This is a genomic window from Pseudomonas sp. NPDC096950 (genome assembly GCF_044762525.1).
Classification (GTDB): domain Bacteria; phylum Pseudomonadota; class Gammaproteobacteria; order Pseudomonadales; family Pseudomonadaceae; genus Aquipseudomonas.
In genome coordinates, this window is sequence record NZ_JBIWEL010000011.1 from 33,162 (window position 1) to 55,588 (window position 22,427).

A 22,427-nucleotide genomic window follows, 5' to 3' on the forward strand; every position below is an offset into this window, starting at 1 on the left:
CGAACTTTAGGGCGTGAGGGGCTTGAGATCAACAAAAAATGTCGCGTTTTTGCACGCTTCCGTCGTGCGGTCCCCGACAGTTACTGATGTAACCGACCTGCATGACAGTGTGATGTTCCCCTGACAGGGATATTTGCCGGGCTTCAGGGGGAATTGTGTTGCCTTCATTCGCGAGCAAGCCCGCTCCCACAGGGGATCTGTGTTGCTACACAGATCCAATGTGGGAGCGGGCTTGCTCGCGAAGGCGTCAGATCAGGCCAACGCAGTCTCGGCTGGCGAAACAATGCTGGTCTTGCCGCCACGGGATTTGCCGGAGCTCAGGTACTCGGCAATCGATTCCTGGGTCACTTCACCGAGGAACACCCGCTCGGCGTCCATCACCGGCAGCCACGAGCGGTTGAACTCGTACATGCGCGACAGCAGGATGCGCAAATGCTCGTCGAACGCTGCGGTGGCGTTGAACTCGCGCAGGTACTGGGCGCAAGTCCCGGTCTGACGGTGCAGGTCGCGACGTCGTACATAACCGAGCGCCTTGTTCTCACCGTCCGTGACCACCACATAACGACGGTCCAGTTCGTCCATCAACTCCAGGGCCTCGGCCACCGGGGTTTCCGGGCTCACCGACGGCGCGTTGTCCGCCGCGTCTTCGGCTTTCACCAGCAACAGGCGCTTGAGCGTGCTGTCCTGGCCGACGAAGTTGCTGACAAAGTCGTCCGCCGGGTGCGCGAGCAGCGTGTCCGGGTGATCGATCTGCAACAGCTTGCCGGCGCGGAAGATCGCAATCTTGTCGCCCAGCTTGATGGCTTCGTCGATGTCGTGGCTGACCATGATCACGGTCTTGTTCAATGCGCGCTGCATCTCGAAGAACTCGTTCTGGATCATCTCGCGGTTGATCGGGTCAACCGCGCCGAACGGTTCATCCATCAACAACAACGGCGCATCCGCCGCCAGTGCGCGAATCACGCCGATCCGCTGCTGCTGACCGCCGGACAGTTCACGCGGGTAGCGCGTCAGGTACTGCTTGGGTTCAAGCTTGATCATGCTCATCAACTCGCGAGCGCGGTCGTGGCATTTCTGTTTGTCCCAACCCAGCAAGCGCGGAACGATGGTGATGTTTTCCTCGATGGTCATGTTCGGGAACAGGCCGATCTGCTGGATCACATAACCGATGTTGCGACGCAGGGTCACGGCGTCGAGGTCGGTGGTGTCTTCGCCATTGATCAGGATCTTGCCCGAGGTCGGCTTGATCAGGCGGTTGATCATTTTCAGCGTGGTGCTTTTGCCGCAACCCGATGGCCCGAGGAACACACAGATTTCGCCTTCATTGACGGTCAGGCTTACCGAGTCCACGGCTTTCACATCTTTGCCGTTGCTTTGGAAGGTCTTGCTGAGGTTTTGAAGTTCGATCATTTGAGCAGTCCTTTTGGAGTCAGCGTGCGTTGCAGCCATTGCAGAAGCAGGTCGGCGAAGATGGCCAGGAGACTGACCAGCACGGCGCCGACGATCAGCATCGACATGTCGCTGCGGCTGATTGAAGCGAGAATGAGTACACCGAGGCCACCGGCACCGATGGTCGCGGCGATGGTCATGACACCAATGTTCATGACCACGGCGGTGCGTACACCGGCAAGGATCACCGGCACCGCGATCGGCAGTTCAACCATGCGCAGGCGCTGGCCGAAGGTCATGCCGATGCCGCGGGCGGCTTCGCGAATGCCGGGTTCGACGCCGGTCAGCGCCAGGTAGGTGTTACGCATGATCGGCAGCAGCGAATACAGAAACACTGCGGTGATCGCCGGCATCGGGCCCAGGCCCTGGCCGAACTTGGAGTAGAACGGCAGCAGCAGGCCGAACAGCGCAATCGACGGCACGGTCAACAGCACCGTGGCGCTGGCTTGCAGTGGGCCGGCCAGTGTCGGGAAGCGTGTCATCAGGACGCCCAGCGGCACGCCCACGAGGATCGCCAGCGTCACGGCGATGCCGACCAGGGTGATGTGCTGCAAGGTCAGGTGCAGCACCAGCGGCCAATCGAGATGGGAAAAGGCGTTCAGAAATTCCATGTCTTCTCCTCCTCAGTTCAGGGGATGCTGGCGCAGGAAATCTGCGGCAACGGATGAAGGGCTTTCGTGATCGACATCGACCCGCGCGTTGAGCTGGCGCATGGTCGCGTCGTCGAACAGTTCAGCCAGTGGCTTGAGTTCTTCGGCAAGCTTCGGATGGGCGTCGAGGTAAACCTGACGCACTACTGGCGCGGCGGTGTAGTCCGGGAAGTAATGCTTGTCGTCTTCGAGCAACTTGAGCTTGAAGGCATTCAAACGACCGTCGGTGGTGTAGACCAGGCCGGCAAACACCTGACCATTACGCAGGGCGGTGTAGACGAGGCCAGCATCCATCTGCCGAATGTTCTTGCGGGTCAGGTTCATGCCGTAGAGATCGACCATGCCGTCCAGACCGTCGGAGCGGTTGGCGAACTCGGTGTCCAGCGCGACGAGGTGGTTATCTTTCTTCTCGGCCTGCAGCACCGTGTTCAGCTCGCTGATGGTGTTGATCTGCGGGTAAGCCTTCGCGGTGGTTTCCGGCAGGGCCAGGGCGTAGGTGTTGCTGAATTTCGACGGCGTGAGCCAGACCAGTCCTTTTTTCGCGTCGAGTTCTTTCACCCGTGCGTAGGACTGAGCGCTGTCGAGCTTGTCGGTGACATGGTTGTAAGCCACCAGCGAGACGCCGGTGTATTCCCACATCAAATCGAGCTGGCCACTTTCGTGGGCGCTGCGGGCCAGGTTGCTGCCAAGACCGCCGGTCACCTGGGTGTCGTAACCCTTGGTGCGCAGGTATTGGGAAGTGATTTCGGCGAGCAGGGTTTGTTCGGTGAACACCCGTGCGCCGATGCGGATCACCGGTTTTTCAGCGGCTTGGGCAAATCCTGCGAACAGCAGGGCGCAGCCCAATATTAAGGTCATGCCTTTTAGGTGTAGAGCTTTCATGAGTATTCCTTTGCCGAGGCTTAAGACGGGCGTAGGCCGCGTTCGAGCCAGAGGCGGCTGGCGAGTGTCACCAGACCGTCGAGCAGCAAGGCCAGCAGGGCGGTGCAAGCGGCGCCGAGCAGCAGTTGCGGCTGATTGTTCAGGGCGATGCCAGGGAAAATCAGGCTGCCCAGGCTATTGGCGCCAATCAGGAACGCCAACGGTGCGGTACCGACGTTGATCGCCAGAGCCACGCGCACGCCGCCGATGATGATCGGCACCGCGTTCGGCAGTTCGACCCTCCACAGCACTTGTGTCGGGGTCATGCCGATGCCGACCGCCGCTTCTTTCAGCGAACCCTGGACATTTTTCAGGCCTTCATAGGTGTTGCGCACGATCGGCAACAGCGAGGCGAGGAACAGGGCGAAGATCGCGGGGCCGCTGCCGATGCCCAGAATCCCCAGGGCGATGGCCAGTACGGCGAGAGGCGGCACGGTGTTGCCGATGTTGAAGATCTGCATGAAGCGTTCAGCGCGGCCCACCATGGTCGGGCGGCTGAGGAAGATACCGGCGGGGATGCCCACAACGAGGGCGGCCAGCATGGAAACAAGGACGAGAATCAAGTGAGCTTGCAGGTAAAAAAACAAATCGTCGCGGTAATGTTCGATCGTGTTGATGCCAATCCAATGGACCAGCAGGGCCAGGAGTGCGACGACAACCGCACCTCCAATAAGCCCCTTGCCATAGCGAATAGCCACAGGCGGACTCCTTTTTTTCTTTGTCGGCGAACGCAGTCCCGTGTGGCAATACCATTCCTGGCTGCCGGGATATCAACGTTCGCGAGAAGCAGCTCTTCATGCTGGTGCAACCGCATGAGATCGAGCCATAAGCGCAGCCTCGTCAGGCTAACTTGCAGGTTTTTCAAACCCTGCTACGAGAGCTGTAACAGGGGAGTGGACGCCTCCACCTTTTAAAAGGTTCCATAATTAGCAGCATTTAGCCACCGTTTATGTCCTTTTGTGTCCGTCAATTGCCGCCGGCGACTGGGCGAGCGGTGGTCCGTGGCGCTCGGTTTGCGCTATACTCGCCGCCCTTTTTTGAATCACCTGCCAGGCGATTTCCCATGACCAAACAGGCCGCCGAAGTCGCGAAACGCCGCACTTTCGCCATTATTTCCCACCCCGATGCCGGTAAAACCACCATCACCGAGAAGCTCTTGCTGATGGGCAAGGCGATTGCGATTGCGGGCACGGTGAAATCCCGCAAGTCCGACCGCCATGCCACCTCCGACTGGATGGAAATGGAAAAGCAGCGTGGTATCTCGATTACCACGTCGGTCATGCAGTTCCCGTATCGCGATCACATGATCAACCTGCTCGACACCCCGGGCCACGAAGACTTCTCCGAAGATACCTACCGTACCCTCACGGCAGTGGACTCGGCTTTGATGGTCCTCGACGGCGGTAAGGGTGTAGAGCCTCGGACCATTGCGCTGATGGACGTATGCCGTCTGCGTGACACGCCGATTGTCAGCTTCATCAACAAACTCGACCGTGACATCCGTGACCCGATCGAACTGCTCGACGAAATCGAAGCGGTCCTGAAGATCAAGGCTGCACCGATCACCTGGCCGATCGGTTGCTACCGCGACTTCAAGGGCGTTTACCACCTCGCCGACGACTACATCATCGTGTACACCGCCGGTCACGGCCACGAGCGCACCGATGTGAAAATCATCGAGAAGCTCGACTCCGATGAAGCCCGCGCGCATTTGGGCGACGAGTACGATCGCTTCGTCGATCAACTGGAACTGGTGCAGGGCGCCTGTCACGAATTCAATCAACAGGAATTCCTCGACGGCCAACTGACCCCGGTGTTCTTCGGTACTGCTTTGGGTAACTTCGGTGTCGATCACGTGCTCGACGCCGTGGTCAACTGGGCGCCGAAACCCCTGGCCCGTGTTGCGAACGAGCGTACCGTTGAGCCGGTCGAAGAGAAATTCGCCGGTTTCGTGTTCAAGATCCAGGCGAACATGGACCCGAAACACCGCGACCGTATCGCCTTCATGCGTATCTGCTCCGGCAAGTACGAAAAAGGCATGAAGATGCGCCACGTGCGCACCGGCAAAGACGTGCGGATCGGCGACGCGCTGACGTTCTTCTCCTCGGAGCGTGAGCAACTGGAAGAGGCGTTTGCCGGCGACATCATTGGTTTGCACAACCACGGCACCATCCAGATCGGCGACACCTTCACCGAAGGCGAAGCCCTGGGCTTCACCGGCATCCCGCACTTCGCCCCGGAACTGTTCCGCCGCGTACGTCTGCGTGATCCGCTGAAATCCAAGCAACTGCGCCAGGGCTTGCAGCAATTGGCGGAAGAGGGCGCGACCCAGGTGTTCTTCCCGGAGCGCAGCAACGACATCATCCTCGGCGCCGTCGGTGTGCTGCAGTTCGATGTGGTCGCCAGCCGCTTGAAAGAGGAATACAAGGTCGAGTGCTCTTACGAGCCGATCACCGTGTACTCCGCGCGCTGGATCGATTGCGACGATAAGAAGAAGATGGAGGAGTTCAAGGTCAAGGCCGTGGAAAACCTCGCCATCGACGGCGGCGGTCACTTGACCTACCTCGCGCCGACCCGGGTCAACCTGGCGTTGATGGAAGAGCGCTGGCCGGACGTGAAATTCCGTGCGACCCGTGAGCATCACTAAGCGCTGACTGGCTACACCCAAAACCCCGTGGCGAAAGCTGCGGGGTTTTTTATTGCCCCGATTTCTAGCGGTTAAACGAAACCCCCTGTGGGAGCGGGCTTGCTCGCGAAAGCGGTGTGTCATTCAGCAATGATGTTGACTGATCCACCGCCTTCGCGAGCAAGCCCGCTCCCACAGGAGATGGATCGTTCCCACGCTCTGCGTGGGAATGCAGCCCGGGACGCTCCGCGTTCCAGGAGCGGACGCAGAGCGTCCATTGAGGCATTCCCACACAGAGCGTGGGAATGATCAGGGGTGCGAATTCGGCATAACCCTTATTCCAAACCAATCTGCCCATTCACGGCAATTCCAGCCCTTCGTTAGCGTCCTATCTGGTGAACCCTGCCGATCGGAACTAGATTTCAGTCAGCGCCACGGCAATCGGGTCATGCGCCGTCAGGCACCCATGCTGCACTTCAGAAAGGATGGAATCGGCTATGAGCATTTTTCAACGCATTGTGCTGTTGCTTAAGGTTTTGGTGATGCTGTCCCTCGGCACGTCGGCGGCGTGGGCGGCCAATCCGAGTCATCCACAGGGATTTAGCGGCGTTGCGGGGCATGACAGCAGCGGACTGATGATCGCCAAATCGGAATCCGAGGGCGGTGACAAGGATCAGGGCGGCAGCAAGGACGATGACGATTCGACCACCGTCGAGCCGGACACCGATGACGACGACGAGGGCGATAGCCAGTCGTAAATCCCGGACAAAAGAAAACCCCTTCCACCGGACTGATGCGCAATCCAGGAAAAGGGGTTTGGTTAACAGCTAAAGCGGTAATCCCTGTGGGAGCGGGCTTGCTCGCGAAGAGGCCGTGTCAGTCGACATCACTGTTGAATGACACACCGCCTTCGCGAGCAAGCCCGCTCCCACATTTTTACGCCGCGCCGTCGAGGAACTGCTCCGCGTAGTGGCAAGCCACCTGGCGGTTATCGAGAGGGCGCAGGGCCGGCTCTTCGGTGCTGCAGCGCTCGGTGGCGTACGGGCAGCGCTTGTGGAAAGCGCAGCCGGACGGCGGGTTCAACGGGTTGGGCAACTCGCCGACGATCTTGATTTTCGGCTTGTTCGGGTCCGGGTGAATGGTCGGGGTGGCCGACAGCAACGCCTGGGTGTACGGGTGCAGCGGACGCTCGTAGATGTCGTTCTTCGGGCCCATTTCCACCGGGCGGCCGAGGTACATCACCATCACGTCATCGGCCACGTGCTGGACTACCGCCAGGTTGTGGGAGATGAACACATAGGCGGTGTTGAACTCTTGCTGCAAATCCATGAACAGGTTCAGCACCTGGGCCTGGATCGACACGTCGAGCGCGGAAGTCGGTTCGTCCGCCACCAGCACTTTCGGTTGCAGCATCATGGCGCGAGCCAAGGCGATCCGCTGGCGTTGACCGCCGGAGAACATGTGCGGATAACGCTGGTAATGCTCGGGACGCAAGCCCACCTGCTTCATCATCGCCTGGACTTTCTCGCGACGTTCAGCCGCCGACAGGTTGGTGTTGATCAGCAGCGGTTCGCCGAGCTGGTCACCGACTTTCTGCCGTGGGTTCAACGAGGCGTACGGGCTCTGGAACACCATCTGCACGTCTTTGCGCAGTTGTTTGCGCTGGGCCTTGTCGGCACCGGTGACTTCCTGCCCGGCGATTTTCAAGGAACCGGAGGACGGCTCTTCGATCAGCGTCAGGGCGCGGGCCAGGGTGGATTTGCCGCAACCCGATTCGCCAACGACAGCGAGGGTCTTGCCGGCTTCCAGTTCAAACGACACACCGTTCAAGGCGCGCACGGTCGCATGGCCCTTGAACAGGCCACGGGACACTTCGTAGTGACGGGTCAGGTCGCGGGCGGTAAGTACGACGGCCATTACGCCACCTCCTGGTTCAGCGGGTAGAAGCAGCGGGCGAGGCTGTTGCTTTTCGGGTCAAGGCCTGGACGTTGCTGGCGGCAGGAGTCCTGCACGTACGGGCAACGCGGCGACAGCAGGCAACCCTGCGGACGGTCATAACGGCCGGGAACGATACCCGGCAATGTGGCCAGGCGCGTGGCGCCGAGGCTGTGTTCCGGAATCGCCTTGAGTAGCGCTTCGCTGTACGGGTGCGCCGGAATGTCGAACAGTTGCGGCACTTGACCCACTTCCACCGCTTGACCGGCGTACATCACGCACACGCGCTGGGCGGTTTCAGCCACGACCGCGAGGTCGTGAGTGATCAGCACCAGGCCCATGTTCTGCTCTTTCTGCAGGGCCAGCAGCAGGTCCATGATCTGGGCCTGGATGGTCACGTCGAGGGCGGTGGTCGGTTCGTCGGCGATCAGCAGTTTCGGTTCGCCGGCAATCGCCATGGCGATCGCAACACGCTGGCTCATGCCGCCGGACAGTTGATGCGGGTAGGCTTCCATACGGCTGGCGGCGCCCGGGATTTCAACTTTTTCCAGCAGTTCGATGGCACGCTTGCGCGCTTGCTTGCCGGACATTTTCAGGTGCAGGCGCAGCACTTCTTCGATCTGGAAACCGACGGTGTAGCTCGGGTTCAGCGCGGTCATCGGGTCCTGGAAGACCATGGCCAGGTCTTTGCCGACGATCTGCCGGCGCTGACGGTTGCTGAGCTTGAGCATGTCCTTGCCGTCGAAATTCAGGGCGTCGGCGGTGACGATCCCCGGATGCTCGATCAGGCCCATCAGCGCCATCATGGTCACGGATTTACCGGAACCCGACTCGCCAACGATGGCCAGGACTTCGCCCTTGTCCACGGTAATGTCGAGGCCATCGACCACCGGAACGGCGTTCTTGTCGCCAAAGCGAACGTTGAGATTCTTGATTTCTAACAGTGACATTTGAATCTCCTCAGGCGGCGTTCTTGAGTTTCGGGTCCAGCGCATCGCGCAGGCCGTCGCCCATCAAGTTGATTGCCAGCACGCTGAGCAAAATGGTCAAACCAGGCAGACTGACGACCCACCAGGCGCGTTCGATGTAGTCGCGAGCCGAAGCCAGCATGGTGCCCCACTCAGGGGTTGGCGGTTGAACGCCAAGGCCCAGGAAGCCCAGGGCCGCGGCATCGAGAATCGCCGAGGAGAAGCTCAAGGTCGCTTGAACGATCAACGGTGCCATGCAGTTCGGCAGCACGGTGACGAACATCAGGCGTGGCAGGCCGGCGCCGGCGAGGCGCGCGGCGGTCACGTAGTCGCGGTTCAGTTCGCCCATCACCGCAGCGCGGGTCAGACGAACATAGGACGGCAACGAAACCACGGCGATGGCGATGATGGTGTTGATCAGGCCAGGGCCGAGGATGGCGACGATCGCCACGGCCAGCAGCAGGGACGGCAGGGCCAGCATGATGTCCATCAGGCGCATGATGGTCGGGCCGAGCACGCGCGGGAAGAACCCGGCGAACAGACCCAACAGGATGCCCGGAATCAGCGACATCACCACCGACGACAAACCGATCAGCAGGGACAGGCGCGAACCGTTGATCAGCCGCGACAGCAGGTCGCGACCCAGTTCATCGGTGCCGAGCAGGAACTGGATCTGCCCGCCTTCCAGCCAGGACGGCGGGGTCAGCAGGAAGTCACGGTATTGCTCGCTCGGGTTGTGCGGGGAAACCCACGGCGCGAAGATCGCGCAGAAAATCACCAGCAGCATGAACAGCAGGCCGGCGACGGCCCCTTTGTTCTTGGAGAATGCTTGCCAGAATTCTTTGTACGGAGACGGGTACAGCAGGCTTTGATCGACTGCTACCGCTGGAATTGGGGTGGTCATGGTCATGATGATCTCAGCGCTGGTGACGAATGCGTGGGTTGGCAAAGCCGTAGAGGATGTCCACTACGAAGTTGACCAGAATCACCAGGCAGGCGATTAACAGGATGCCGTTTTGCACCACGGGATAATCCCGTGCGCCAATGGCTTCGATCAGCCATTTGCCGATGCCGGGCCAGGAGAAGATGGTTTCGGTCAGGACCGCACCGGCCAGCAACGTGCCGACTTGCAGGCCGACCACGGTCAGTACCGGGATCAGCGCGTTGCGCAGGCCGTGCACGAATACCACGCGTGCCGGCGACAGGCCTTTGGCGCGGGCGGTACGGATGTAGTCTTCACGCAGCACTTCGAGCATCGAAGAACGGGTCATCCGCGCAATAACCGCCAGCGGGATGGTGCCGAGAACGATGGCCGGCAGGATCAGGTGATGCAGGGCGTCGAAGAACGCGCCGACGTCATCGGCCAGCAACGTGTCGATGAGCATGAAACCGGTGCGCGGCTCGATGTCATACAGCAGGTCGATCCGCCCGGACACCGGGGTCCAGCCCAGGGACACCGAGAAGAACATGATCAGGATCAGGCCCCACCAGAAGATCGGCATCGAATATCCCGCCAGGGAGATGCCCATCACCCCATGGTCGAACAGGGATCCTCGCTTGAGTGCCGCAATCACCCCGGCCAACAGGCCCAGGATGCCGGCGAACAACAGCGCGGCCATGGACAGTTCCAGGGTCGCGGGGAATAGAGAGCTGAACTCGGTCCAGACACTTTCACGGGTACGCAGGGATTCGCCAAGGTCGCCGTGGGCCAACTTGCCGATGTAATCCAGGTACTGGGCATACAGGGGTTTGTTCAGACCCAGGCGTTCCATTGCCTGGGCGTGCATTTCGGGGTCGACCCGACGTTCGCCCATCATTACTTCCACGGGGTCGCCCGGAATCATGCGAATCAGCGCGAAAGTCAGCAAGGTGATGCCGAAAAACGTGGGGATCAGTAACCCCAGTCGGCGGGCAATAAAACTAAACATCTTGTGTGGTACCTCATCAGCCGGTTAGGCGTGCCTGGCGTCCCTGGGGTCAGGGACGCCGGGAGTTTTCTTATCTACTTCACCTGGGTGGTGGCGAAGTTATTAGTGGTGAGGGGGCTAATGTGGTAGCCCTCTACGTTGTTGCGCATTGCGGTGAACATACGGGTGTGCGCCATGTTGATCCATGGCTGGTCCTGATTGAAAACCTCCTGGGCTTGTTCGTAGAGCGCCGCACGTTCCGTCGGGTTCACTTTAGCCCGTGCATCGTCGATCAGTGCCTGGAATTTCTCGTTGCACCAGCGGGCGTAGTTTTCGCCGTTCTTGGCGGCTTCGCAACTTAGATTAGGCGTAAGGAAGTTATCCGGGTCGCCGTTATCGCCCGCCCATCCGGCAGAAACCATGTCGTGCTCGCCGTTTTTGGCGCGTTTGAGCATTTCGCCCCATTCCATGACGCGAATATCGAGCTTGATCCCGACCTGGGCCAGATCGGACTGCATCATCTGCGCGCCGAGCATCGGGTTCGGGTTGGTCGGCCCGCCACCGTTACGGGTGAACAGGGTGAGCACAGTGCCGTCCGGCACGCCGGCTTCCTTGAGCAGGGCGCGCGCCTTGTCCAGGTCGCGTGGCGGATTGGTCAGTTTGTGGTTGTAGCCAAGCAGGGTGTCCGGGTATGGGTTGACCGCGACAGTCGCATTGTCTTTGCCGAACAACGCATTGACGTAGGCCGCTTTGTCGAAGGCGATGTCGATGGCTTTACGCACCCGCACGTCGCTCATGTATTTGTGCTGAGTGTTCATGGCGATGTACGAGACGGTCATCGCGTTCATCTCATCAACCTTCAGGTTGGGGTCTTTCTTGATGCTCGGGATGTCATCCGGCTTCGGATACAGCGCGATCTGGCACTCGTTGGCCTTGAGCTTTTGCAGGCGCACATTGTTGTCGGTGGCGATGGCCAGGATCAGTGCGTCAGCCGGTGGCTTGCCGAGGAAGTAGTCCGGGTTGGCCTTGAAGCGCACCTGAGCGTCCTTGGCATAGCGCTGGAAAACGAACGGGCCGGTGCCGATCGGCTTGTTGTTCAGGTCGCCGGTCTTGTTGGCCTTGAGCAACTGGTCGGCGTATTCGGCGGGGTAGATCGAGGAGAACGCCATGGCGACGTCCGCCAGGAACGGCGCTTCACGACGGGTCAGCGTGAAAGTGACGGTGTTGTCATCCACTTTCTCGACGCTTTTGAGCAGTTCCTTGAAGCCCATGCTTTCAAAGTACGGGAAACCCACGCTCGACAGTTTGTGCCACGGGTGATTCGGGTCCAGTTGGCGCTGGAAGCTCCAGACCACGTCGTCGGCGTTCATGTCGCGGGTCGGCTTGAAGTAATCGGTGGTGTGGAACTTGACGCCTTTGCGCAGGTGGAACGTGTAGGTCAGACCGTCTTCGCTGATGTCCCAGGAGTCGGCCAGTGCAGGAATCACTTCAGTGGTTCCGGGCTTGAAGGCGACCAGACGGTTGAAAATGGTCTCGGACACCGCATCGCCAGTGACTGCAGTCGTGTACTGGACCATGTCGAAGCCTTCCGGACTGGCTTCGGTGCAGACCACCAAGGGCTTGGCCGAGACGCCAACAGCGACACTCAGCAACGCGGCAGCGATGGCCGCACGTAGGGGAAGCATTTTCATCAAGAACCCTCTGCAATCGGTTGAACAGATAAAAGCCAAACGGCCGACTCGTCATGAGTCAGCCGTTGGCGTGCGTTATTACAAGACTTTGAACGGGATGGTGGTCACGAGACGGAACTCGTTGATGCTGCCATCGGCCTGGTTTTCGCTGGCACGGTGGGTGGTGTAGGTCGCGCGAACGGTGGTCGCTTTAAGCGGGCCGCTCTGTACGGCGTACGAAGTACCGATGCCGTATTCGTAATGGTGTTCGCCGTCCATGTTGCGTACGTCGTAGGCGGTGCCGGTGTAGTGAGTACCGTCGATGCCCCAGCCGCGAGCCTGGTAGATATTGAACTTCAGGCCTGGCACGCCATATTCAGCCATGTTCAGACCGTAGGCGATCTGGAACGATTTTTCGTTCGGGCCGTTGAAGTCGGACAGCAGGGAGTTGGCCAGGTAGATGCCGTTGGTTTCATGCAGGTAGTCGAAGTACTCGTTACCGTTCACTTCCTGGTACGAGAAGGTCAGGCTGTGGGCCTGGTGAGTCAGGCCGAACGACAGGGAGTAGGTGTCGTTGTCGATTTCACCCATCTCTTTTTTGCCGGCATCGACGGTTTTGTAGTAGTTCAGGCCAGTGGTCAGGCTCAGGACCGAGCTGTCACCCAGTTCGTGGGTGGCGCCGAAGTAGTACTGGTTCCAGAAGTCTTCAACCTGGGAAGCGTAGAGGCTGGTCTTCAGGCTTTTCAGCGGCTGGTAGTTCAGGCCGACGATGTTGACGTGATCGGTTTCAGCGCTGTTGTTGGTGTACTCGGAGCGGAATTTCGACAGGCTTTCTTCGGTACGCGGGGATACGCGATCGAAAGTGCCGGCGTCGAACGACAGGTTGTTCAGCTCTTCGCTGTGAATGCTCACACCTTCAAAGCTCGAAGGCAGAGGACGGTTGCCGATGTTATCGACAATCGGGGTGCTGAAGTTCTGGCGACCGGCGGTCAGGGTGGTGTTCGACACGCGGAACTTGACGTTGGCCAGGCCCAGTTTGCTCCACTGGCCTTCAGCGTCGCCGCCTTCGTTGGTCAGCGTACGGTTGTTGCCCGCGCCTGGACGGGAACCCGGTGCGCCCCCGTTGTTGGATGCCAGGTTCTTGCGATCGCGCTCCAGTGCAACGGCGTTGTACGCAGCCACTTCAGTGCTGACGCCCACGGTGCCCTGGGTGAAGCCCGAGGTGTAGTTGACGATGGTGCCCTGGACCCAGTTGATCCGGCGGTCAGTCGGCGTGGCTACGCCGTCTTTGCGGTAGGTGAACTTGCCGCCACGTTTCAGTTGTTCGTTGGCGTACCAGTTACGGGTCGTGCCGCTGATCGTCGAACCTTCGAGGAAGCCGGGTGCATCCGCTTGGGCGCTGGCGGTGTTGACCGTGACCGGGGTGAACTCCTGGCTTTGGGATTCCGCGTAAGCCGTGGCGGTGATGCTGCTGATGGCCAAGGCCAAGATCGCGGTGTTGCTCAGTTTCATGGGTGAAGCTCCTTTCTTTCTTTTTTTAATGCCGGTCTTTTTTGGTGATCCGGCTATTTGGTTTAGAACTCATTTCAAGCATCGCAAACGTTTGCTGTAGGCCGAATCGGCGAATTACGGCAACACGCTTGCGTGAGGACGGAATCCGCCCTCAGCGTTTCTGGCTAGTCGGTTATTTTTCTATGCTGACACCCGAGAACACGTTGCGACCAAAGGGGCTCACCTTGAACCCTTCGATTTTGGCGCTTAACGGTTGGTTGACCGTCGAGTGAGCGACTGGCGTGATCGGCACTTGCTGCTTGAGCAATTGCTGCGCCTGTTGGTAAAGCACGGTGCGCTGGTCACGATCGGTGACGATCTTGGCCTGCTTGATCAGCTTGTCGTAAGCCGGATCACACCACATGGAGTAGTTGTTGCCGCCAATGGCGTCGCAGCTGTAAAGCGTGCCCAGCCAGTTGTCCGGGTCCCCGTTGTCACCGGTCCAACCGATCAGGCTGACGTCGTGCTCGCCATTCTTGGTGCGCTTGATGTACTCGCCCCATTCGTAGCTGACGATCTTCACCTTGAGGCCGATTTTCGCCCAGTCCGCCTGGAGCATCTCGGCCATCAACTTGGCGTTGGGGTTGTACGGGCGCTGGACCGGCATGGCCCAGAGGGTGATTTCGGTGCCTTCCTTCACGCCGGCAGCCTTGAGCAGTTCCTTGGCTTTTTCCGGGTTGTAGGCGGCATCCTTGATGCTGGTGTCGTAGGACCATTGGGTCGGCGGCATGGCGTTGACCGCCAGTTGCCCGGCGCCCTGGTACACGGCGTTGAGAATGCTTTGCTTGTTCACCGCCATGTCCAGCGCCTGACGCACTTCGAGCTGGTCGAACGGTTTGTGGCGCACGTTATAGGCGATGTAGCCGAGGTTGAAACCTGGCTTTTCGATGAGCTTGAGTTTCGGGTCGTTCTTCAGTGCCGTGACATCGGCCGGGCGCGGATGCAGGGTGATCTGGCATTCGTTGGCCTTGAGCTTCTGCACCCGCACCGACGCGTCGGTGTTGATGGCGAAAATCAGGTTGTCGAGCTTGACCCGGCTCGGGTCCCAGTACTGCTTGTTGCCGCTGTAGCGGATGTTGGAGTCTTTCTGGTAGCTCTTGAACACGAACGGCCCGGTGCCGATCGGCTTCTGGTTGATCTCGCTCGGTTTGCCGTCCGCCAGCAGTTTGTCGGCGTATTCGGCGGACAGGATGGCGGCGAAGCTCATGGCGATGTTCTGAATGAACGCGGCGTCCACGCTGTTGAGCGTCATGACCACGGTCAGCGGCCCGGTCTTTTCGACCTTGGCGATGTTCTTGTTCAGGCTCATCCCGTTGAAATACGGGAACTCGGTTGGATAAGCCTTACGAAAGGGTTGCTGCGGATCGAGCATGCGATTGAACGTGAACAGCACGTCATCGGCATTGAAATCGCGGGTCGGCGTGAAGTAAGGCGTGGTGTGGAATTTCACCCCTTCGCGCAAGTGGAAGGTGTACGTGAGGCCGTCTTCGGAAATATCCCAGCTCGTTGCAAGGCCCGGTACGACGTTGGTCGCGCCCTTTTCAAATTCTGCCAGTCGGTTGTACAGCGGCTCGGCGGCATCGTTATCGGTCGCAGTGGTGTACTGCGCCGTGTCGAAACCGGCGGGGCTGCCTTCGGAGCAAAAGACCAGGCTGTTGTTGGCGGCCTGGCTGATGGAAGTGGCGGCCAACAGGCCGGTGCCCAGCAATGCGGATAAAACCAAGGTATGGCGCATAACGCTCCCTCTTTTTTAGTGTTTAACAATGAGCCGCCGTCCCGTCCAGGGACGTGGAGGCTTCATTGATCTCAATCCAGTGCACGCCGCAAACCGAGGGCCCACGCATGAACTGGTCAGATCCCGACGGTATGGGCCGTGGGTCTGGCAGTAAATGCGGAAAGGCCTGAAAAACTCGTAGGAAAAGCCGACACGTCCTAAACATCTGCGGTAGTCCGCAGCGGATTTGGCTGTCAGAGAATTCCTACATTCCCGGCAGATAAAGCAACGGCGACGTTAAATACGTCGCCGTTGCCAAATCTTATTTGCTGACGCTGACGCCGTAGAAGGAGTTCAAGCCGAATGGGCTGATCTTGAAGTCCTGCACGTTGTCGCGCATGGGTTGGAACACCGTCGAGTGAGCGATAGGTGTCATCGGAACGGCGTCTTTGAGGACGTGTTGCGCCTGTTTGTACAGTTCGGTGCGCTTGCCCTGGTCGGTCGTGCGCTTGGCTTCTTTTACGATGCCGTCGAACTTCTTGTCACACCACTTGGAGAAGTTGTTGCCCTGCAACGAGTCGCAGCCGAACAGCACGTTGAGCCAGTTGTCCGGGTCACCGTTGTCGCCGCTCCAGCCAATCAGCATCGCGCCGTTTTCGCCGCCTTTGGAGCGCTTGATGTACTCGCCCCACTCGTAGGTCACGATCTTGGCCTTGATACCGATCTTGGCCCAGTCGGACTGCAGCATTTCAGCCATCAGCTTGGCGTTCGGGTTGTATGGACGCTGAACCGGCATGGCCCACAGGTTGATCTCGGTACCTTCCTTGATGCCCGCTTCCTTGAGCAGCTCTTTGGCTTTCTCAGGGTTGTACGGCGCATCCTTGATGGTGGTGTCGTAGGACCATTGGGTTGGCGGCATGGCGTTGACGGCCAGCTGACCAGCACCTTGGTAAACGGAGTCGATGATCTGCTGCTTGTTGACGGCCATGTCCAGTGCCTGACGCACTTTCAGTTGGGCCATCGGGTTCGGCTGATCGCTGCCCTTGATCTTGTCCATCACGTTGTAGGCGATGTAACCCAGGTTGAAACCAGCCTGGTTAGGCACTTTGAGTGTCTTGTCTTCTTGCAGCGCCTTCAGGTCGGCCGGACGTGGGAACAGAGTGATCTGGCACTCGTTCTTTTTCAGCTTCTGGATGCGGACCGACGGGTCGGTGGTGATGGCGAAGATCAGGTTGTCGATCTTGACGTCGTCAGGCTTCCAGTAGTCCTTGTTCCCGGTGTAGCGGATGTTGGAGTCTTTCTGGTAGCTCTTGAACACGAACGGACCAGTGCCGACCGGCTTCTGGTTGATGTCGGCGGCTTTGCCTTCCTTGAGCAGCTGGGCAGCGTACTCGGCGGATTGCACGGACGCGAAGCTCATGGCCATGTTCTGGATGAACGCGGCATCCACTTCTTTCAGGGTGAACTTGACGGTTTTGTCGTCGACTTTATCGATTTTGGTGATGTTGGTATCCATCCCCATATCGGTGAAGTACGGGAATTCAGTCGGGTACGCTTTGCGGAACGGATCATCCTTGTTAATCATGCGATTAAAGGTGAACAGCACGTCGTCGGCGTTGAACTCACGAGTAGGCTTGAAGTACGGGGTGGTGTGGAACTTGACGCCTTCACGCAGATGGAAGGTGTACGTCAGGCCATCCGTGGAGATGTCCCAGCTGGTCGCCAGGCCAGGAACAACGGCGGTGCCGCCGCGCTCGAACTGGGTCAGGCGGTTGAACATGGTTTCTGCAGAGGCGTCGAAGTCGGTTCCGGTGGTGTACTGACCAGGATCAAAACCGGCCGGGCTCCCTTCGGAGCAAAACACCAGGTTAGTCGCCGCTTGGGCGAAAGGTGCGGCAGCTAACAAGCTGGCGCCGACTAAAAACGGAATGACCGCGTGTTTAAGCATGGTGGCCTCATGATTTGTTGTCATTTTTGGAATTAGAGGACGACCTCGTGAGTCGTGCCTGCGGATACTTATGCAGGGGCCATACCCATTGCAAGATCCAGAACGGCCACAAGTCTTAAACAGTGGCACGAACGTACCTTAATGTCGCATATGTATAAATATTGACGCATTTGACCGTTTGCGCACGTTTTTTACGGTGCAAAAGCCGCCCCAAGAAGGGGCAACCGGGGCGTATGGCGCACCCGGTTGGCGCGTGGTGTTACTTATTTATACCCACGCCATAGAAGGGCGTGAGGCCAAACGGGCTGATCTTGAAGTCGGTCACTTCCTTACGCAGTGGCTGGAACACCGTCGAGTTGGCAATCGGTGTAATCGGCACTTGTTCCTTGAGGATTTTCTGCGCCTGTTGGTACAACTTGACCCGCTCGTCACGGTCGGTCGACACCTTGGCCTGCTGGACCAGTTTGTCGTACGCCGGATCGCACCACTTAGCGTAGTTGCTACCTTTCACGGCTGCACAGCTGTACAGCACGCCGAGCCAGTTATCCGGGTCGCCGTTGTCGCCGGTCCAGCCGTAGATCATCGCGTCGTGTTCGCCATTCTTGGCGCGCTTGATGTACTCGCCCCACTCATAGCTGACGATGTTGGCCTTGATCCCGACTTTCTCCCAGTCCTGCTGGATCATCTGCGCCGACATCCGCGCATTGGGGTTGGAGGCGCGTTGCACGGTCATGGCCCACAGATTAATGGTCGTACCTGGCGCAACCCCTGCTTCTTTCAGTAGCGCCTTGGCCTTGGTCGGGTCGTGGGGCGCGTCCTTGATGTTCGGGTCAAACGACCATTGCGCCGGTGGCAAGGCGTTCTGAGCGAGCTGGCCGGCGCTCTGGTACACGGCTTTGATGATCGCCGGTTTGTCGATGGCCATGTCCAGGGCCTGACGGACCTTGAGCTGGTCCAGCGGTGGATGGGTCACGTTATAAGCGAGGAAACCGAGGTTGAAACCGGCCTGCTTGAGCACGGTCAGGTTCGGGTCTTTCTCCATCACCTCGATATCGGCCGGGCGCGGGTAGCCGCTGACCTGGCATTCGCCGGCCTTGAGTTTCTGCAACCGCACGGCGGCATCCGGGGTGATCGAGAACACCAGGTTGTCGATTTTCACGTCCTCGGGTTTCCAGTACGCCTTGTTGCCGGCGAAGCGGATCTGCGAATCCTTCTGATAACGCTTGAACACGAACGGCCCCGTGCCGACGGGCTTCTGGTTGATGTCTGCCGCTTTGCCTTCTTTTAATAACTGCGCGCCATATTCGGCGGACTGCACCGAGGCGAAGCTCATCGCCAGGTTCTGGATGAACGCGGCATCAACGTTGTTCAAGCTGAAGCGCACGGTGTGCTCGTCGAGCTTGTCGACACTCTTGATGGTTTTGTTCAAATCCATGTCGGTGAAGTACGGCGACTCGGCGGGGTAGGCCTTGCGAAACGCATTCTCCGGGTCGAGCAGGCGCTGGAAGGTGAACAGCACATCGTCGGCGTTGAAATCCCGGGTCGGGGTGAAATAGTCGGTGGTGTGGAACTTCACGCCGTCACGCAGGTGGAAGGTGTAGCTGAGGCCGTCCTGGCTCACGTCCCAACTCGTCGCCAGGCCGGGCTCGACTTCAGTGCCGCCACGCTTGAACTGAGTGAGACGGTTGAAAACCGTTTCGGCCGAAGCATCGAAGTCAGTGCCGCTGGTGTACTGGCTGGGGTCGAAACCGGCGGGGCTGGCTTCGGAGCAGTAGACCAGGGTCGTGGCAGCTTGGGCGAATGGCGCGGTGGTGGCTAAGGCGAGGGCGAGCACAAGCGGTTTGACGGTGGTTCTTTCCATGGAGTCCCCGGGGGATTTGGGTAGCGGTATACCCCTGAGAGTAGCGTTGTTGACCGGTTGGGCGGAAATATCGTTTTTTGAGGTGGACCCCTCTATCCGGGCATACATCCATCAAAATGGTGGGTGGCGGACACGGAATGTGTGAACGACCCCGAACCCCTGTGGGAGCGGGCTTGCTCGCGAAGACGGCGGCACATTCAACATCACGGTGCCTGACAGACCGCTTTCGCGAGCAAGCCCGCTCCCACAATGGATTTTTGCCGGGCACAGAATTTGTGACCAGCCCCGACCCCCTGTGGGAGCGGGCTTGCTCGCGATAGCGGCAGATCAATCACCACAAAAATCTGGGCAATAAAAAACGGCGATCACTTCAATGATCGCCGTTCTTATAGACGGGCTTATCGAATCAAGGCGTCATCAACACTTCAATCGACCCATCCGCCGTCATGCTGACCTGGCTGGTGCCGGCCTCGACTTCTGGCGTCACCGGTGCCGAGTCCATACCCGCCGCTTTCATCATCATCGGCGCGCGCATGTAGGGTTGTGGGTAACCGTTGCTGTTCAGGTTCAGGTTGACGATTTTGTAGCCCTTGCCGCCCAACGCATCGGTGGCCAGTTGCGCGCGAGCCTTGAACGCGGTGACGGCGTCTTTGAGCAGTGCGTCTTCGCTGGCCTTGCGGGTTGGCGTGGCGATGGCGAAGTCCATGCCGCCCATTTTCAGGTCGGTGAGCAGTTCGCCGGTCAGTTTCGACAGGGCGGCGAAGTCCGAGCTTTCCAGGCGCAGTTCGGCGCGTTCACGCCAGCCGGTGATTTTCTGGCCCTTGGTGTCGTAGATCGGGTAGCTGTTGCGGCTGCCCTGGCGCAGGGTGATGTCTTTGACTTGCTTGGCCTGTGCCAAAGCCTTGTTCATGGTGGTGCTGACGTCGGCGGCGAGCTTGGCCGGGTCGGTGTTTTGCTCTTCGGTATAGAGGGTCACGATCATCAGGTCGCGGGCCACTTCCTGACTGACTTCGGCGCGCAGGGCAATCTGGTTGTAGTGAAGTTCGTCGGCGGCCAGGGCCGGGAGGCTGGCGACGGTGCCAACGCTAAGGGCGAGGAGGGCGGCGCTGCGGCGCATTGTGTGCATGAAAAGCTCCTTGAAGGGGCGCAGGGGTTATGGTCCGAGCCTGCGTGAAACCATCAGACTCTAGCTTTTATGATCCGGTTCGCCCAGTTACAACTTTCATACAGATACACAGGAGGTGGAACGCATTCCAATGTGGGAGCGTGGCTTGCCCGCGAAGGCGTCCTTATAGACGCCACAACCTTTCCCGCCATGTGGCCGTTTGCCGCACTTTTGCCTGTCAGCCCCCCTGCTTGGTTATACTCCGTGCGATCCGCCTGGAGCGCTCATCAGGAGAGCTCATGCTCGCCCCCGTTCAAATCACTTCCGCGACTCGCCAGAACCTCTGGCGGCTGACGTTCATCCGCACTTTAGTGCTGGCCGCCCAGGCCGGTTCCGTGGGCCTGGCCTACTGGTTCGATTTGCTGCCATTGCCCTGGCTTCAACTGGCAATGACCCTCGGCTGTTCGATGCTGCTGTGTGCCTTCACAGCCATTCGCCTGCGCACCTCGTGGCCAGTCACCGAACTCGAATACGCCGTGCAACTGGCCTGTGACCTGTTTATCCACAGTGCCTTGCTGTACTTCTCCGGCGGCTCGACCAACCCGTTCGTTTCTTATTACCTGGTGCCGCTGACTATCGCCGCCGTGACCTTGCCGTGGCGGTTTTCGCTGATTCTGTCCGGCATCGCCTTGGCCATGTACACCTTGCTGCTGGCGCGGTTCTACCCGCTGCAAACCTTCCCGATCGCCCGGGAAAACCTGCAGGTCTACGGCATGTGGCTGAGCTTTGCCCTCGCTGCCGCAGTGATCACCTTCTTCGCCGCACGCATGGCCGAAGAGCTGCGCCGCCAGGAAGAACTGCGCGCCATCCGCCGTGAAGAAGGCCTGCGCGATCAGCAGTTGTTGGCCGTCGCCACGCAAGCCGCCGGTGCCGCCCACGAGTTGGGCACACCTCTGGCGACCATGAGCGTGCTGCTCAAAGAGATGCAACAGGATCATCCCGACCCGATGTTGCAGGACGATCTGAAGGTGCTGCAGGATCAGGTCAAACTCTGCAAAGAAACCTTGCAGCAACTGGTGCGCGCCGCCGAGGCGAATCGCCGTTTGGCCGTGGAAATGCAGGACGTCACCGACTGGCTCGACGAAGCCCTGAACCGCTGGCACCTGATGCGCCCGGAAGCCAGTTACCGCTTCCAGCGCCTCGGCCAGGGCACCGTGCCACGCATGGCACCGCCGCCGGACCTGACCCAGGCACTCTTGAATTTGCTGAACAATGCCGCGGATGCCTGCCCCGAAGGGCTGCAAGTGACCCTGGACTGGAATCCCGAGGACTTGACCATCAGCATTCGCGACCACGGCGCCGGTGTGCCGCTGGCCATCGCCGAGCAGATTGGCAAACCGTTTTTTACCACCAAGGGCAAAGGTTTCGGCCTGGGCCTGTTTTTGAGCAAGGCCAGCGTGACACGCGCCGGCGGCTCAGTGAAACTCTACAGTCATGAGGAAGGCGGCACGCTCACCGAGCTGCGCCTGCCCCGTGTCGCCCGAGGAGACGAACATGAGTGACGAGATCCAAGTAGAAGGCGAAGAACTGCCGCATTTGTTGCTGGTCGATGACGACGCCACTTTCACCCGCGTGATGGCCCGCGCCATGGCCCGCCGGGGTTTTCGCGTCAGCACCGCCGGTTCCGCCGAAGAAGGCCTGACCATCGCCCTGGCCGACCTGCCGGATTACGCCGCGCTCGACCTGAAAATGGACGGCGATTCGGGCCTGGTGCTGCTGCCCAAGTTGCTCGAACTCGACCCGGAAATGCGCGTGGTGATCCTCACCGGTTATTCGAGCATCGCCACCGCCGTCGAGGCGATCAAGCGCGGCGCCTGCAACTATCTATGTAAGCCGGCCGATGCCGATGACGTGCTGGCCGCGCTGCTGTCCGAGCACGCCGACCTCGACACCCTGGTGCCGGAAAACCCGATGTCCGTGGACCGCCTGCAGTGGGAACACATCCAGCGGGTGTTGACCGAGCACGAAGGCAACATCTCCGCCACGGCCCGCGCCCTGGGCATGCACCGCCGCACGCTGCAGCGCAAACTGCAGAAGCGTCCCGTTCGCCGCTGAACCTGCG

The 22,427-nt window shown here is 59.6% G+C and carries 18 protein-coding genes; 4 read left to right on the forward strand and 14 right to left on the reverse strand.

All coding sequences use genetic code 11. The features are described from left to right. Positions 1-252: 252 nt before the first annotated feature. From ACIQY3_RS17855 to ACIQY3_RS17870, 4 genes are read right to left on the reverse strand one after another with little or no spacing between them, the layout of a single operon-like run. On the reverse strand, positions 253-1,410 hold the full coding sequence (locus ACIQY3_RS17855; RefSeq protein WP_403021768.1) for a betaine/proline/choline family ABC transporter ATP-binding protein: 1,158 nt from the start codon (positions 1,408-1,410) through the stop codon (positions 253-255). Next, complete coding sequence (locus ACIQY3_RS17860; protein WP_054049996.1) at positions 1,407-2,060, reverse strand: ABC transporter permease; 654 nt, start codon at positions 2,058-2,060, stop codon at positions 1,407-1,409. Before ACIQY3_RS17860 ends, ACIQY3_RS17855 begins: the two co-directional genes overlap by 4 nt. 12 nt (positions 2,061-2,072) lie before the next feature. Next, positions 2,073-2,981: a glycine betaine ABC transporter substrate-binding protein gene (locus tag ACIQY3_RS17865; RefSeq protein ID WP_403021770.1), complete on the reverse strand. Its 909-nt coding sequence runs from the start codon at positions 2,979-2,981 to the stop codon at positions 2,073-2,075. Between the two features lie 20 nt (positions 2,982-3,001). Then, the gene (locus ACIQY3_RS17870; RefSeq protein ID WP_403021772.1) at positions 3,002-3,718 is read right to left on the reverse strand and encodes an ABC transporter permease; all 717 of its coding nucleotides are present in this window, start codon (positions 3,716-3,718) and stop codon (positions 3,002-3,004) included. 365 nt (positions 3,719-4,083) lie between these two features. On the opposite strand from ACIQY3_RS17870, the gene ACIQY3_RS17875 reads away from it, so the two are divergent. Together ACIQY3_RS17875 and ACIQY3_RS17880 are read left to right on the forward strand one after the other, a co-directional pair. Beyond that, positions 4,084-5,667: a peptide chain release factor 3 gene (locus tag ACIQY3_RS17875; RefSeq protein WP_403021774.1), complete on the forward strand. Its 1,584-nt coding sequence runs from the start codon at positions 4,084-4,086 to the stop codon at positions 5,665-5,667. Positions 5,668-6,143: 476 nt separating this feature from the next. Then, positions 6,144-6,404: a hypothetical protein gene (locus tag ACIQY3_RS17880; protein ID WP_403021776.1), complete on the forward strand. Its 261-nt coding sequence runs from the start codon at positions 6,144-6,146 to the stop codon at positions 6,402-6,404. 178 nt (positions 6,405-6,582) lie between these two features. Here ACIQY3_RS17880 and ACIQY3_RS17885 read toward each other — a convergent pair whose 3' ends face one another. The 10 genes from ACIQY3_RS17885 to ACIQY3_RS17930 form a co-directional block, all read right to left on the reverse strand. Then, the gene (locus tag ACIQY3_RS17885) at positions 6,583-7,563 is read right to left on the reverse strand and encodes a peptide ABC transporter ATP-binding protein (RefSeq protein ID WP_403021778.1); all 981 of its coding nucleotides are present in this window, start codon (positions 7,561-7,563) and stop codon (positions 6,583-6,585) included. Then, positions 7,563-8,531, reverse strand: coding sequence for an ABC transporter ATP-binding protein (locus ACIQY3_RS17890; RefSeq protein WP_403021780.1), 969 nt, complete (start codon positions 8,529-8,531; stop codon positions 7,563-7,565). The genes ACIQY3_RS17885 and ACIQY3_RS17890 overlap by 1 nt, the downstream gene beginning before the upstream one ends. 10 nt (positions 8,532-8,541) lie before the next feature. Continuing rightward, on the reverse strand, positions 8,542-9,453 hold the full coding sequence (locus tag ACIQY3_RS17895; RefSeq protein ID WP_403022016.1) for an ABC transporter permease subunit: 912 nt from the start codon (positions 9,451-9,453) through the stop codon (positions 8,542-8,544). A 13-nt stretch (positions 9,454-9,466) separates the two neighbouring features. Further along, positions 9,467-10,477 (reverse strand): ABC transporter permease subunit, encoded by a 1,011-nt coding sequence (locus ACIQY3_RS17900; RefSeq protein ID WP_054049982.1) that lies wholly within the window; start codon positions 10,475-10,477, stop codon positions 9,467-9,469. Positions 10,478-10,551: 74 nt separating this feature from the next. After that, complete coding sequence (locus ACIQY3_RS17905; RefSeq protein ID WP_403021783.1) at positions 10,552-12,147, reverse strand: ABC transporter substrate-binding protein; 1,596 nt, start codon at positions 12,145-12,147, stop codon at positions 10,552-10,554. A 78-nt stretch (positions 12,148-12,225) separates the two neighbouring features. Further along, positions 12,226-13,638 (reverse strand): OprD family porin, encoded by a 1,413-nt coding sequence (locus ACIQY3_RS17910; protein ID WP_403021785.1) that lies wholly within the window; start codon positions 13,636-13,638, stop codon positions 12,226-12,228. A gap of 172 nt (positions 13,639-13,810) precedes the next feature. Further along, positions 13,811-15,412 carry an ABC transporter substrate-binding protein gene (locus ACIQY3_RS17915; protein WP_403021787.1) on the reverse strand — a complete coding sequence of 534 codons (1,602 nt, stop codon included), beginning with the start codon at positions 15,410-15,412 and terminating at the stop codon, positions 13,811-13,813. Between the two features lie 301 nt (positions 15,413-15,713). Further along, positions 15,714-17,339 carry an ABC transporter substrate-binding protein gene (locus ACIQY3_RS17920; protein WP_403021789.1) on the reverse strand — a complete coding sequence of 542 codons (1,626 nt, stop codon included), beginning with the start codon at positions 17,337-17,339 and terminating at the stop codon, positions 15,714-15,716. Between the two features lie 259 nt (positions 17,340-17,598). Continuing rightward, positions 17,599-19,200, reverse strand: coding sequence for an ABC transporter substrate-binding protein (locus ACIQY3_RS17925; protein WP_403021791.1), 1,602 nt, complete (start codon positions 19,198-19,200; stop codon positions 17,599-17,601). 406 nt (positions 19,201-19,606) lie between these two features. Beyond that, a complete protein-coding gene (locus tag ACIQY3_RS17930; RefSeq protein ID WP_403021793.1) occupies positions 19,607-20,326 on the reverse strand; it encodes an SIMPL domain-containing protein in 720 nt (239 codons plus the stop codon). 278 nt (positions 20,327-20,604) lie between these two features. On the opposite strand from ACIQY3_RS17930, the gene ACIQY3_RS17935 reads away from it, so the two are divergent. After that, the gene (locus ACIQY3_RS17935) at positions 20,605-21,867 is read left to right on the forward strand and encodes an ATP-binding protein (protein ID WP_403021795.1); all 1,263 of its coding nucleotides are present in this window, start codon (positions 20,605-20,607) and stop codon (positions 21,865-21,867) included. After that, positions 21,860-22,420, forward strand: coding sequence for a response regulator transcription factor (locus ACIQY3_RS17940; RefSeq protein WP_403021797.1), 561 nt, complete (start codon positions 21,860-21,862; stop codon positions 22,418-22,420). Before ACIQY3_RS17935 ends, ACIQY3_RS17940 begins: the two co-directional genes overlap by 8 nt. Positions 22,421-22,427 lie beyond the last annotated feature (7 nt).